The 12741-nt window shown below is 59.0% G+C and carries 12 protein-coding genes; 7 read left to right on the top strand and 5 right to left on the bottom strand.

From position 1 onward, the window contains the following. The first annotated feature begins 31 nt into the window (after nucleotides 1–31). From ACR0J4_RS11850 to ACR0J4_RS11865, 4 genes are all read left to right on the top strand, one after another. Nucleotides 32–1360 (top strand): amidase family protein, encoded by a 1329-nt coding sequence (locus ACR0J4_RS11850; protein WP_170642637.1) that lies wholly within the window; start codon nucleotides 32–34, stop codon nucleotides 1358–1360. 109 nt (nucleotides 1361–1469) lie between these two features. Next, nucleotides 1470–2651 carry an aminotransferase class I/II-fold pyridoxal phosphate-dependent enzyme gene (locus tag ACR0J4_RS11855; protein ID WP_170642638.1) on the top strand — a complete coding sequence of 394 codons (1182 nt, stop codon included), beginning with the start codon at nucleotides 1470–1472 and terminating at the stop codon, nucleotides 2649–2651. 14 nt (nucleotides 2652–2665) lie between these two features. Further along, nucleotides 2666–5599, top strand: coding sequence for a DNA translocase FtsK (locus tag ACR0J4_RS11860; RefSeq protein WP_170642639.1), 2934 nt, complete (start codon nucleotides 2666–2668; stop codon nucleotides 5597–5599). Nucleotides 5600–5638: 39 nt separating this feature from the next. Continuing rightward, nucleotides 5639–6235: an outer membrane lipoprotein carrier protein LolA gene (locus ACR0J4_RS11865; protein WP_170642640.1), complete on the top strand. Its 597-nt coding sequence runs from the start codon at nucleotides 5639–5641 to the stop codon at nucleotides 6233–6235. A 10-nt stretch (nucleotides 6236–6245) separates the two neighbouring features. Here ACR0J4_RS11865 and ACR0J4_RS11870 read toward each other — a convergent pair whose 3' ends face one another. Both ACR0J4_RS11870 and ACR0J4_RS11875 read right to left on the bottom strand, forming a co-directional pair. Beyond that, nucleotides 6246–6827: a transglycosylase SLT domain-containing protein gene (locus ACR0J4_RS11870; RefSeq protein ID WP_170375559.1), complete on the bottom strand. Its 582-nt coding sequence runs from the start codon at nucleotides 6825–6827 to the stop codon at nucleotides 6246–6248. Nucleotides 6828–6888: 61 nt separating this feature from the next. After that, entirely contained in the window at nucleotides 6889–7770 is an 882-nt protein-coding gene (locus tag ACR0J4_RS11875) for an AEC family transporter (RefSeq protein ID WP_170552416.1), read from the bottom strand. 80 nt (nucleotides 7771–7850) lie between these two features. Here ACR0J4_RS11875 and hspQ point away from each other — a divergent pair, with 80 nt between their 5' ends. Beyond that, nucleotides 7851–8177, top strand: a complete 327-nt coding sequence (gene hspQ, locus ACR0J4_RS11880; RefSeq protein WP_170375556.1) for a heat shock protein HspQ — start codon at nucleotides 7851–7853, stop codon at nucleotides 8175–8177. 25 nt (nucleotides 8178–8202) lie between these two features. Here the strand turns inward: hspQ and ggt are convergent, their stop codons facing one another. From ggt to ACR0J4_RS11895, 3 genes are all read right to left on the bottom strand, one after another. Further along, on the bottom strand, nucleotides 8203–9780 hold the full coding sequence (gene ggt, locus ACR0J4_RS11885; protein ID WP_170642641.1) for a gamma-glutamyltransferase: 1578 nt from the start codon (nucleotides 9778–9780) through the stop codon (nucleotides 8203–8205). Nucleotides 9781–10007: 227 nt separating this feature from the next. Beyond that, a complete protein-coding gene (locus tag ACR0J4_RS11890) occupies nucleotides 10008–10463 on the bottom strand; it encodes an ATP-binding protein (protein ID WP_170642642.1) in 456 nt (151 codons plus the stop codon). Between the two features lie 14 nt (nucleotides 10464–10477). Beyond that, a complete protein-coding gene (locus tag ACR0J4_RS11895; RefSeq protein WP_170552425.1) occupies nucleotides 10478–10816 on the bottom strand; it encodes an STAS domain-containing protein in 339 nt (112 codons plus the stop codon). A gap of 100 nt (nucleotides 10817–10916) precedes the next feature. Here ACR0J4_RS11895 and ACR0J4_RS11900 point away from each other — a divergent pair, with 100 nt between their 5' ends. Then, complete coding sequence (locus ACR0J4_RS11900) at nucleotides 10917–12089, top strand: acetyl-CoA C-acyltransferase (protein ID WP_170642643.1); 1173 nt, start codon at nucleotides 10917–10919, stop codon at nucleotides 12087–12089. A 74-nt stretch (nucleotides 12090–12163) separates the two neighbouring features. Then, the gene (locus ACR0J4_RS11905) at nucleotides 12164–12616 is read left to right on the top strand and encodes a GAF domain-containing protein (protein ID WP_170375547.1); all 453 of its coding nucleotides are present in this window, start codon (nucleotides 12164–12166) and stop codon (nucleotides 12614–12616) included. Nucleotides 12617–12741 lie beyond the last annotated feature (125 nt).

Genomic DNA, 12741 nt, shown 5'->3' on the forward strand with positions numbered 1-12741 from the left:
TCCCAGAAAGTCAGACGCAAGGAGGGGTGTGATGCAGGAATGGCTAACCATGACGGCCTGTGATTTGGGCCGTGGGATCGGGAAGGGGCAAATCGACCCCGTTGAACTGACCGAAACTTATCTGGCCGCCATTGACGCACATCCCCACCGCGACCGTATCTATGCGCGCGTCACCCATGATCGCGCCCGGTCTGAGGCGAAAGCCGCGAAAGAGCGCGCTGCCTTTGGCTTGCGCCGATCCTTGCTGGATGGCGTGCCGATCAGCTGGAAGGATCTGTTCGACACGGCTGATATCGGGACTGAGGCAGGCTCGGCCCTGTTGAAAGGGCGAGTGCCGGACGCGGACGCGGTGGTTTTGCGCAACGCAACGGCCATGGGCACTGTGTGCCTCGGAAAAACACACATGAGCGAGCTGGCGTTTTCCGGGCTTGGTCTGAACCCGATCACGGACACTCCGCCCTGTGTGGACGATGAAGATGCCGTGCCGGGCGGCTCATCCTCGGGGGCCGGGGCCTCGGTGGCCTGGGGGCTGGCGGCCTGCGGGATTGGCTCGGACACGGGCGGGTCGGTGCGAATCCCGGCAGCCTGGAACAATCTGGTGGGGCTGAAAACCACGGCCGGGCGGCTCAGCCTTGAAGGGGTCGTGCCGCTCTGTTTGCGGTTCGACACGGTTGGCCCTCTGGCGCGTTCCGTCGAAGATGCCGCGCATATGCTGGCCTTGCTGGAAGGCGGCACGCCGGCGGATCTGCGTGGTGCAAGCCTGAAAGGCCGCCGCTTTGCCGATTTGCAGAACGTCGCCAAGGACGACCTGCGCGATGCGCCGCGACAGGCGTTCGACGATGCGCTGGATCGTTTGCGCGATGCCGGGGCCGAGATCGTGCCGCTGGAGGTGCCTGAACTGCACGACGCAATGGCGCTTTCGGGTGTGCTCTACACGACTGAGGCCTACGGTCTGTGGAAAGAGGTCATCGAAGCCAACCCCGAGGCGATGTATCCCGAGATTCTTGAACGGTTCCGCACCGGCAAAGATGTATCGGGCCCCGACTATGTGGCCGCGTGGTCCAAGCTCAAGGCCTGCCGCGCAGCGTGGGATGCGGCGACCGCCGGGTTTGATGCGGTTCTGGCCCCAACCGCACCTATCTTACCGCCCAATCTGGAAAGACTCCTCAGCGATCACGACTATTACGTGACCGAGAACCTGCTGGCCCTGCGCAACACGCGTGTCGGCAATCTGATGGGGCTTGCAGCGCTGACGCTGCCGACGGGAACTGCGGGTTGTGGCTTGATGATGCTGGGCTATCCCGGCTCGGAAGAAGCACTGCTGCGGTTGGGTTCGGCGGCGGAAACCGCATTGGCGTGAATGCCACAATCCCCTGATTCGGAACCTCTTTGTCTGGACGGGGCGGGGTCTGATCTGTAATCTGCCAATCAAACGGGGCGAAAACGATCCCGATATTGAGGCAGTAGATATGAATTTCCCCGAGCGGTTTTCGAACCTACCGGAATACGCATTCCCGCGTCTGCGCACCCTGTTGGACCACCATCAACCGGGCGGAGACGTGATTCACATGACCATCGGCGCGCCGATGCATGACTTTCCCGCTTGGGTCACAGACGTTATCACGGAAAACGCGGCCGGGTTTCAGGGCTATCCGCCGAATGAGGGCTCGCCTGAGCTGCGAGGCTCGATCACCGACTGGATCAAGCGCCGCTACGGCGTGTCGATGGACCCCGATACCAACGTGATGGCACTGAACGGCACGCGTGAGGGGCTGTACAATGCTGCCATGGCGCTGTGCCCCGAAAAGAAGAACGGGAAAGATCCCATCATCCTGTGTCCGAACCCTTTTTATCAGGTCTATATGGTCGCCTCGATCTCGGTCCGGGCGCAGCCTTACTTCGTGTCCGCCACCGCCACGACCGGCCATTTGCCGGACTATGCCAGCCTGTCTGAGGATGTGCTGAACCGGACGGTTGCCGCCTATATCTGCTCGCCTGCGAACCCGCAGGGGGCTGTCGCCTCGCGCGACTATTGGGCCGAGTTGATCGGGTTGGCCGAGAAATACGATTTCCGCATTTTCGCCGATGAATGCTATTCCGAGATCTACCGCGATGAGGCCCCAACTGGTGCTCTGACTGTCGCGCAAGAGCTGGGCGCTGATCCTGAGCGGGTCGTGCTATTCAATTCTCTGTCGAAACGGTCGAACTTGGCCGGGCTGCGCTCGGGCCTGATTGCGGGCGGGCCGGACAGTATCAAACGGGTCAAACAGCTGCGCAACTATGCGGGTGCGCCATTGCCGCTGCCGCTGCAAGCTGCCGCTGCGCGCGTCTGGGCCGACGAGACGCATGTGGTCGAGAACCGCGCGCTCTATCAGGAAAAATACGCCATTGCGGATGACGTCTTCTCAGGCCTGCAGGGCTATATGCCGCCCGAGGCTGGGTTTTTCCTGTGGCTGCCCGTCGAGAACGGCGAAGAAACAGCGTTGAAGCTGTGGCAGGAGACCGGCGTTCGGGTTCTGCCGGGTGCATATCTTTCTCAAGGTGATCCGGGGCAAAACCCGGGCGAGCAATTTATCCGGGCCGCTTTAGTGGCTCCAAAAAAAGAGTTGCAGCAGGGGCTGATCAAGCTTCGTGACTGCATCTATTCGTGAGGTACGAGGGCAAAATGGCATCATTGAACGCGCGCAACCGCGATCCATTACTGGACAGCACGACTCAGGCCGCGATTGAGCGGCGCACCAAGGAACTGATCGGGATCGCTCTGATCCTGTTGGGGCTGGCCGCTGCGGCAATGATCTGGTCCTACACGCCGGAAGATCCGAATTGGATGGTCTCGACCGACGCGCCGGTGCAGAACTGGATGGGGCGGATCGGTGCCTCGATCGCTGCGCCGTTGTTCATGATCGTTGGCTGGGGCAGCTGGGGGATCGCGCTGGTTCTGATTGGTTGGGGTGTGCGTTTTGCCGGTCATTTCGGCGAAGACCGCGCCGTGGCGCGGCTGATCTTTGCGCCGATCTGGATCGCCATCGTCTCGGTTTACGCCGCCACTCTGGTTCCGGGCGAGGTCTGGCGCGCGACCCATAGCTATGGGTTGGGCGGGCTGTTTGGCGACACAGTCATGGGGGCTTTGCTGACGCTTCTGCCGATCTCCTCGCACTTCCTCGTCAAGCTGATGTCGCTGGCCATGGCCGTTGGCATGCTGGCGCTGGGTATCTTTGTTCTTGGCTTCACCAAAGTTGATGTCGCGCGTGGAACGCGGGCTTTCCTGTTGGGGCTGGTGATGTCCTACGACATGCTGATGAACCTGCTGGGGCGGGGTGCCTCGGCCACGGCACAGGCTGCGCGAGAGCGTCGTGAGCAATGGAAAGAGCACCGCGCCGCGCGGATCGAACCCGTATTCGATGATGAGATCGCGTTTGAAGACCCAATCTTCGAAGAGGTCGAAGAAGACCCCGAACCTGCCCCGAAAACCGGCCTTCTGGCGCGGATGCCAGCCCTGATCCGCCGCCCCGAGCCGCTGCCAGAACCTGAATTGGTCGAAGCCATGCCTGTGCAGGGTTTCGATGAAATGCCGGGTGAAGATCGTATCCGCTCGAAGATTTCGGCCGCTGTGCGCAACCGCAAGGTGGCGACCGGCGAGATGCCCCCGGAATATGACCCCAACCTGCCTCTGACCAAGGGCCGCGGTCGTGGGCCGGACCCGCTGATCTTCAATCCCAGAGGGGTGGATGAATTGCCGCCCGAGCCGCCCATGACCGCCGCCGGCCTGCCGCCCGAGCCTGTTTTGTCGGCTGAACCGACGTGGCAAGACACGGCGCATGACTATCAGCCTGAGCCTGATTATGAGCCCGAGGCAGACTACTTGCCCGAGGATGACTACGCCGCGCATGCTTACGACGATGACGCGGTGTTCGAAGATGCGGCGACACCGGAACCCGTTGTGCCACAGCGCCCAGCCGTGAAGATCCCGGTAGCCGAGCCGCGCAAGCCTGTTGTTGCCCAACCCGTCCGTCGCACTCCGCCGCCGTCCCGTCGGGCGCAGGCCGAGGCGCAGCCGACCCTGTCGTTCGAGGAACGCCATTCCGATTTCGAACTGCCCCCCTTGGGCCTGTTGTCCAACCCGGCCAGCATTCAGCGTCATCATCTGAGTGACGAGGCGCTGGAAGAAAACGCGCGGATGCTGGAGAACGTGCTGGACGACTACGGCGTGAAGGGTGAGATCGTCAGTGTCCGCCCCGGTCCCGTGGTCACCATGTATGAACTGGAACCGGCCCCGGGCCTCAAAGCCAGCCGTGTAATCGGTCTGGCCGACGATATAGCACGTTCGATGTCGGCGCTTTCGGCTCGTGTTTCGACCCTGCCGGGGCGCTCTGTCATTGGTATCGAACTGCCCAACGAAAACCGCGAGATGGTGGTACTGCGCGAAATCCTTGCCAGCCGTGATTTCGGCGATGGCAACCATGCACTGCCCTTGGCGTTGGGCAAGGATATCGGGGGCGAGTCCGTTGTGGCGAACCTGGCGAAAATGCCTCACCTCCTGATCGCAGGGACGACCGGATCGGGTAAGTCGGTGGCGATCAACACCATGATCCTGTCGCTACTCTATAAGCTGTCGCCGGACGAATGCCGCCTGATCATGATCGACCCCAAGATGCTGGAACTGTCGGTCTATGACGGCATCCCGCACTTGCTGTCGCCCGTTGTGACCGACCCGAAAAAGGCGGTTGTTGCTCTGAAATGGGTCGTGGGCGAGATGGAGGATCGCTATCGCAAGATGTCCAAAATGGGTGTCCGCAACATCGCAGGCTACAACGGCCGGGTGAAGGACGCGCTGGCGAAGGGAGAGATGTTCAGCCGCACGGTCCAGACGGGCTTTGACGATGAGACCGGCGAACCCACCTTCGAGACGGAAGAGTTCGCGCCTGAGGCGATGCCCTATATCGTCGTCATCGTCGACGAGATGGCCGACCTGATGATGGTCGCAGGCAAGGAGATCGAAGCCTGCATTCAGCGTCTGGCGCAGATGGCGCGGGCATCGGGTATCCACCTGATCATGGCCACGCAGCGTCCCTCGGTCGACGTGATCACCGGTACGATCAAGGCGAACTTCCCGACACGGATTTCGTTCCAGGTTACCTCGAAGGTCGATAGCCGCACCATCTTGGGTGAGATGGGCGCCGAGCAACTGCTGGGGCAGGGTGACATGCTCTATATGGCGGGTGGCGCCAAGATTACCCGCTGCCACGGCCCGTTTGTCTCGGACGAAGAGGTCGAAGAAATCGTCAACCATCTGAAGCAATTCGGTCCGCCCGATTACATGAGCGGTGTGGTCGATGGCCCGGCTGAGGAAAAAGCCGATAACATCGACGCCGTATTGGGTTTGAGCACCGGTGGCAACACCAACGGCGAGGATGCTCTGTATGACCAAGCGGTGGCGATTGTGATCAAGGATCGCAAATGCTCGACCTCTTACATCCAGCGGAAACTTGCCATCGGCTATAACAAAGCCGCCCGTCTGGTTGAGCAGATGGAGGACGAAGGCGTTGTTTCGGCGGCAAATCACGTCGGTAAGCGGGAAATCCTCGTCCCCGAGCAGTAGGATATTTAATAACAAGGGCAGAAGCCTTATCTGAGTCGTATGAAACAGATTGCTTTTGCCCTTGCTTTGACACTGGCCGCGCCTGCCGCATGGGCGGCGGACAAGCTGCCGCTGTCGGAGATCTCCAATTATCTGAACAAGATGAAAACGGTTCAGACCAGCTTTACCCAAGTGAATGATGACGGCTCGCTCAGTACGGGCAAGCTATGGATTCAGCGGCCCGGTAAGATGCGGTTTGAATATGATCCGCCCGACAGCGCGGTTGTCCTTGCGCGTTCGGGGAGTGTTCAGATCTTTGACCCGAAATCCAACCAGCCGCCCGAACAATACCCGCTGAAACGGACGCCACTGTCACTTGTGCTGGCCCGGAACGTGAATCTGGGGCAGGCCAATATGGTTGTTGGTCACGACTTTGACGGGACCGCGACCGTGGTGACGGCACAGGACCCAAAAAACCCTGAATCGGGCCGGATTGAGCTTATGTTCACGGACAACCCGGTCGAGCTGCGGAAATGGGTGATCCACGATAATGCAGGCACTCAAACCACGGTTCTTCTGGGGGAACTGACCGAGGGCGGACGCCTCGATCAGAGCTTGTTCTCGAACGGAAAGCGGGTCGGGTCCAGCGACCGCTGACCCGCCCAAGTCAGTAGCGGCAGCTGGCCAGCTGAGCTTGATACAGGTTGGCCCGTGCATCGACATCGCTGGCCACATTCAATAGCCAGGATTTCTGGTTGTAGCTGCCGCGCGCATAGCCTGTATGACCTTCGTGATAGGCCAGATACTGGTTGCGCGTGTCGCCTAGGTTGATGCCGTTCCGCTCGTAGGTTTTGTTCATGTACCAGCCGATGAAATCGGACGCGTCGCGAATTCGGTCCCGCTTGGCCCGGCGTTTTCCGGTTTCACGCTGGTATTCTTCCCACGTGCCGTCCAGAGCCTGGCTGTAGCCAAAGGCGCTGCTCTGCCGACCCATCGGGATCACGCCCAGCACATAGCGGTGCGGGGTGCGCGCATCATGACGATAGCGGCTTTCCTGATAGATCGTCGCCATCTGAACGTGAACGGGGACACCCCATTTCCGCTCGGTTTTTTTGAAGGCTTTGATGTAGTCAGGTTTCTCGCGCGCAATGCTGCACGCGTCATTTAGTCTGCTGGGTGGCTGTTTAGACCCGCCACCACAGGATGCCAAAAGCAGCACCCCTAGGAGTACGAATAGAATTCTGCTCATGTGCCTCGTGCCTTTTTTCTGGCATTCTAGCGCAGATTGAGCGCTGAGGAAATCACAATCGTTACAGAACGATAGCCAAAACACCCGGTAACGCGGCGACAGACAGCACCGTTGAGACCATAACCATGCCTGCTACGGCGTCTGCGTCGGCCTCAAACCGCTCGGCCAGCAGGTATGAAGTGACAGCGACTGGGGTACACATTTGCAAGACCAGAACACCGAATGCGATGGTTTCAAGCCCGAAGAGGATGGCAACGCCCCAACCAAGGGCGAAGCAGACCACCAGCTTGAGAAGCGACAGCCAAATGGCCTGGTGAAGACTGCGAGAGGTTAGTCGCGCGATTGCCACACCAACGGTTACAAGCATCATCGGAACAGCCATTTGCCCCAGCAAATCCAAGGTGTTGGTTAGGAACAGAGGTGTTTCCCAGTCTTGCCACAAGAACAGCGCCCCCAGCAGCGTGGCCCAGACCATGGGCTGACGGATGACCTGTCCAAAAGCGCCTTTGCCCGCGACCAGATAGATCCCGTAGGTAAAGGAAAACAGCGCGGTCACGGCCAGAAAGATCACGGCATATCCCAAACCGGCCTGACCAAATGCAAAGATGCATAGGGGAAGGCCCAAATTGCCGGTGTTTCCGAAGATCAGCGGCGAAAGGTAGGTGCGTTGCTCAAGCTTTAGCACCTTTACAATGAACCAGAACACGACCGCGAGAACCAGATTGGCCGCAATGGTGGCCAGAGTGAACCTTGACAGGTCACCACCCGGAATTTCGGTCTGCATCAAGGCCACGAAAATCAGGCTGGGGACTGCCAGCGTCATTGCAAAACGCGTCACAAACTGTAGGCGGTATTCAAAGCCAAGCTTGACCCAGACAAAGCCGATTGCTGACAAAAGGAACACGGGTGCCGCAATTTCGAACACTGTCAGTAAGAGGTTCACAGACTGTTTCCCTTAATTTCACATCAATGATTGGCTTTTCTGCCCGGAAAGAGGTAGTAACCTCTTTGGGGGCTGAAACAATGCTAAAGACACATGCCAAGTACGGCCTGGGACAAGTTGTGCGACATAAGAAACATCCCTTCCGAGGGGTGATTTTTGACGTGGATCCAGAGTTTTCAAATACCGAGGAATGGTACGAAGCCATCCCAGAAGACAGTCGGCCGATCAAGGATCAGCCGTTCTATCACCTGTTGGCTGAGAACGATCAATCCTTCTATGTGGCTTATGTTTCAGAACAAAATCTGATCGAGGACCGATCGGGTGAGCCGGTTGAGCATCCCGACATCCCTAACATGTTCGGCCCATTCGAAGATGGATCCTACCCGCTGCACTTCCATCTGAACTGAGCGGGGCGGCGCGCCTGCGCGTTGATCAATACCCCAACGCGCAACCGTCCTTTCTGGGGTCACTGGCCCCCTCCAAAACACCGTCTTCACGGATTCGTATGGCCTGTGCGCCACCCAGTGGAGTTTCTGGGACCTCCACAGTGTGACCCATTTCGCTTAATTGTTGAGCAACCGCTTCGGGGAACCCGCGCTCGAGCTTCAGGATGCCTCCGTCGGCGAAGGCACGGGGGGCGTTGATGGCCTCTTGCAGGTCAAAACCGAAATCCATCAGGTTTGACACGAACCGCGCATGTCCTGTTGGTTGATACGCCCCACCCATGACGCCGAAGGGCATCGTAACGCGGTTGTTCTCGGCCAGCATGCCGGGAATGATCGTGTGCATCGGGCGTTTGCCGCCACCCAGCTCATTTGGGTGTCCGGCTTGCAGGGTGAAGCCTGCGCCGCGGTTTTGCAGCAAGATGCCGTATTTCTCGGATGCGATCCCCGAGCCGAAACTGTGGAAGATCGAATAGATCAACGACACGGTCATCTGATCGCGGTCGACGACTGTAATGTAGACGGTGTCCTTGTGGATCGCTTCGGTCAGCGGGGCGGCAGCGGGCATGGCCTGTTTCGGATCAATCAAAGCCGCGAGGGATGTGGCGATGTCTTTGTCCAAAAACTGCTCGGCCCGCGCCATATGATCGGGATCTGCGATGAAGCGGTTGCGTGCGTCATAGGCCAGTTTCGTAGCTTCGGCCTCGATGTGGACCCGTTCCGCGCCCAATGGGTTCATGCTGGCAAGGTCAAAATGCTTGAGGATATTCAGTAGCAAAATCGCCGTTGCGCCTTGGCCGTTGGGGGGATGCTCGACCAGATCAACGCCCTGATAGGTGCCGCGCATCGGATCGGAGGGGGTGCATTGGGTCGATTGGAAATCCTCGGCGGTGTGGAGGCCCCCCAAGGCGGAAAGGGCGGCGATCATATCCTCTGCGATTTCACCTGAATAGAAGGCATCCCGGCCATCCTTTGCAACCCGTCGTAGAACCTCGGCCTGTTTTGGCGCTCGAAAGACCTGACCTGTCTTGGGTACTTGCCCCTGTATCAAATAGTGATACCGCGCGGCCCCCTGAAGGGTCGGTTCGCCATTGCGCCAGTCGAAAGAAACGCGTGGAGCAACCGGCACACCCTGTTCCGCGTAGTGAATGGCCGGTTGCAGTATTGCATCCAGCCCCAGTCGGCCTTCGGTTTGAATGAGATGGCAGAACGCATCGACCGCGCCCGGAATTGTAACCGCGTCTGGGCTGGTCAGAGGCACTGAAGTCAAGCCCCGATCCCGTAGTGCGCTGGCTTGCGCAGCAGCAGGAGCCCGGCCCGAGCCATTCAAAGCGCGAATCTGCTGTTCCCCCGCACGGTTGTAGAGGACAAAGCAATCGCCACCCAAACCGGTCATCTGCGGCTCGCAAATCCCCAGCAAAACCGCCCCGGCAATGGCTGCATCCATGGCATTGCCGCCGCGTTCCAGAATGTCGACGGCGGTTTTCGCCGCAAGGGGGTGCGAGGTCGCACACATCCCGTTTGTGGCCAGAACTTCGGACCGGCCCGGCTTGTGTAAATCCCGCATCATCATCCCCCTACATTGAACACCGCGAAATTATCGCGCAGGGAATGATTGTCCAGTTCTTCAATGAGTGGGGGAGGTTCCTCGGCGCCGTTCACTGGGTGGGGGCTGTGACACTTGGCGCCGAGGGAAGCTATCTGAGCTACGGTGACCTGTTTGACAGTCGTTTGGGGCGGCGTAATGGTTCGAAAAAGGCCTTATTGTGGCCATTTCGCGTCAAATCCCTTGGTTCATTCGGGCATTGGGACGTCGAACCGCAGTGACAGCAGATTGCAACCATCGCGACGCTCATACCGAATCTCGCTGGTCAGCTCGTGAATCAGATACCAACCAAAACCCCCTTCGGGCAGGTCCTGCAGGCTGGTCTCAACCGAAGCCGGGGTTCCATCCGGAGGTTTGCAGCCGGGCAGCGGACGCCCCGTATCCGATATCAGAATGTCCAGCTGGTTGTGCTCCAACCGGCAACAGACCTGCACTTTGGCGGGTTCAATACCAGAATAGGCATGTTCGACGACGTTGTTGATTGCTTCCGCCAAGGCGATCTTCACGTCGTCCGCTTTTTCAACAGGTAAGCCGTGTTTGGCCAGGCCTGCGCTCAATTTTGCAATGCCAGCGCTGGCTTCCGCTTCAATTGCCGGAAAGCTCAACTGCAGGCAGGTTTGATCACTGGACGGCGTCACACACATCTACGTTGGCCGCGTTACTCTGCTTGCGCCGACAGCGCGTCGTCGAGGGAATCGAACAACCTGAAAACGGTATCCATTCGCGTCAGGCGAAACACTTTTTCGACCACGGGTTGCAGCCCGGCCAGATCCAACCGGCGTTCGCTTCCGATTTGTTTCATCGAGGCGACGATGGCCCCCAATCCGCTTGAATCAATGAATGCCACGCTTGCCAGATCCAGAACAATGCGCGTTGCGTCGGTTTCGGTTTCGCGGCGCATGTCTTCCTTGAACTGGATGGCGATGGCCGCATCTATCCGTACCGAATGAACGGTGATGATCTGAGCCGCGTCGGTTGTTGTGCTGGTCAGCCCCATGATTGACCGCCCTTTTTAGCTGAAATTGCGTCGTAGAAATACGCTAGACGGCAAATCTTACCATTCGGTATTCAAGTTCCGGCAAGAGGAGGGTTTTCCGATGAAAGACGTAGTGATCGCAGGCGCAGCCCGTACACCTATGGGCGGGTTTCAGGGTATGTTCGATGGTATTCCCGCTGCCGAACTTGGCGGAACCGCGATTCGCGCCGCCTTGCAGCAGGCAGGTGCGGAAACTGTCGACGAAGTCCTAATGGGCTGTGTGCTTCCAGCGGGGCAAGGGCAGGCCCCAGCGCGTCAGGCGGGGTTTGCCGCCGGGTTGGGAGAAGAGGTGCCCGCCACGACCCTCAACAAGATGTGCGGCTCTGGCATGAAGGCCGCCATGATCGCCTTTGATCAGATCGCGTTGGGCCATACAGATACCATGATCGCGGGCGGGACGGAGAGTATGACAAACGCGCCCTATATGTTGCCAAAGATGCGCGGCGGTGCGCGGATCGGGCATGGGCAGGTTGTGGACCACATGTTTCTGGACGGGCTTGAAGACGCCTATGACAAAGGCCGTCTGATGGGAACTTTTGCCGAAGACTGCGCCGAGACTTATCAGTTCACCCGTGAGGCGCAGGATGAATACGCGCTGCAATCCCTCTCGAACGCGCTGGCCGCTCAGGAAAGTGGCGCGTTTGATGGAGAAATCGCCGCGGTCACCGTGCAAACCCGCAAGGGCGCGCTGGTGCTTGGGTCGGATGAGCAACCCAAATCCGCCCGGCCTGAGAAAATCCCGACGCTGAAACCAGCCTTCTGCAAAGACGGCACGGTGACGGCAGCAAATTCCTCCTCCATTTCCGATGGAGCGGCGGCTCTTGTTCTAGCCTCTACAGACGCCGCTGAGGCGAAAGGACTAACCGTCCGCGCGCGTGTTTTGGGTCACGCAAGCCATGCGCAAGCGCCGGGCCTGTTCACAACCGCTCCGGTTCCTGCGGCGCAAAAGCTGTTGGATCGTCTGGGTTGGACCAAAGATGATGTGGACCTGTGGGAGGTGAATGAGGCCTTTGCCGTCGTTCCTATGGCTTTCATGCACGAAATGGGCCTGCCGCGCGACAAGGTCAACGTCAATGGTGGAGCCTGCGCCCTGGGCCATCCAATCGGCGCATCTGGTGCCCGGATCATGGTCACCCTTCTGAACGCTCTGGAAAAACGCGACCTGAAACGCGGGATCGCTGCGATCTGTATCGGTGGCGGAGAGGGCACGGCAATCGCCATTGAACGCGTTTGACCCTCTGCGCTTTTGCAAATACTCCGGGGACTGGGGGCATCGCCCCCCAAGACCCGGATCGGAGCAGTGCCCACATGAACGTTGACTATGACACCCTCTCCAAGACAGTCGCCTCGCTGACCGAAGGCGAAACCGATCAGATCTCTCTGATGGCGACAATTGCGTGCGAGGTGCATCATGCCGATGATCGCTTTGACTGGACAGGGTTCTACCGCGTCACCGAACCGGGCCTGCTGAAAATCGGCCCGTATCAAGGCGGTCACGGCTGTCTGATCATCCCGTTCGAGCGCGGCGTGTGCGGTGCAGCCGCGCGCACGGGTGAAGTGCAGCTGGTTCCGGATGTAGATGCCTTTCCGGGTCATATCGCCTGCGCATCTTCCACAAGGTCAGAGCTTGTTTTGCCCGTACGCGATGCCTCGGGCGCAGTTATTGCCGTTTTTGACATCGACAGCGACCAGCCGGATGCTTTCACGGATGTGGACGCGTCGGAACTGACCAAAATTCTTCAGAACGTGTTCTCCGCCTAAACCCTTGTGATGCTTGGGTTTGGTCGCTGACCTGCGATTTGCCGTGAAAAAATGCTTTGAAATTTCACGGAACTGAGGCATCGTGAAAAACGTAGAAGGAATTTCACGAGAATCGGAGTCTGGCT

Source organism: Ruegeria sp. B10 (genome assembly GCF_056539825.1).

Bases quoted from the DNA above. Each gene is read 5' to 3' on its own strand.
- ACR0J4_RS11850 (WP_170642637.1), top strand. From the start codon at position 32: ATGCAGGAATGGCTAACCATGACGGCCTGTGATTTGGGCCGTGGGATC.
- ACR0J4_RS11865 (WP_170642640.1), top strand. From the start codon at position 5,639: ATGAAACAGATTGCTTTTGCCCTTGCTTTGACACTGGCCGCGCCTGCC.
- hspQ (WP_170375556.1), top strand. From the start codon at position 7,851: ATGCTAAAGACACATGCCAAGTACGGCCTGGGACAAGTTGTGCGACAT.
- ACR0J4_RS11895 (WP_170552425.1), bottom strand. From the start codon at position 10,816: ATGGGGCTGACCAGCACAACAACCGACGCGGCTCAGATCATCACCGTT.
- ACR0J4_RS11890 (WP_170642642.1), bottom strand. From the start codon at position 10,463: ATGTGTGTGACGCCGTCCAGTGATCAAACCTGCCTGCAGTTGAGCTTT.
- ggt (WP_170642641.1), bottom strand. From the start codon at position 9,780: ATGCGGGATTTACACAAGCCGGGCCGGTCCGAAGTTCTGGCCACAAAC.
- ACR0J4_RS11905 (WP_170375547.1), top strand. From the start codon at position 12,164: ATGAACGTTGACTATGACACCCTCTCCAAGACAGTCGCCTCGCTGACC.
- ACR0J4_RS11870 (WP_170375559.1), bottom strand. From the start codon at position 6,827: ATGAGCAGAATTCTATTCGTACTCCTAGGGGTGCTGCTTTTGGCATCC.
- ACR0J4_RS11860 (WP_170642639.1), top strand. From the start codon at position 2,666: ATGGCATCATTGAACGCGCGCAACCGCGATCCATTACTGGACAGCACG.
- ACR0J4_RS11900 (WP_170642643.1), top strand. From the start codon at position 10,917: ATGAAAGACGTAGTGATCGCAGGCGCAGCCCGTACACCTATGGGCGGG.
- ACR0J4_RS11855 (WP_170642638.1), top strand. From the start codon at position 1,470: ATGAATTTCCCCGAGCGGTTTTCGAACCTACCGGAATACGCATTCCCG.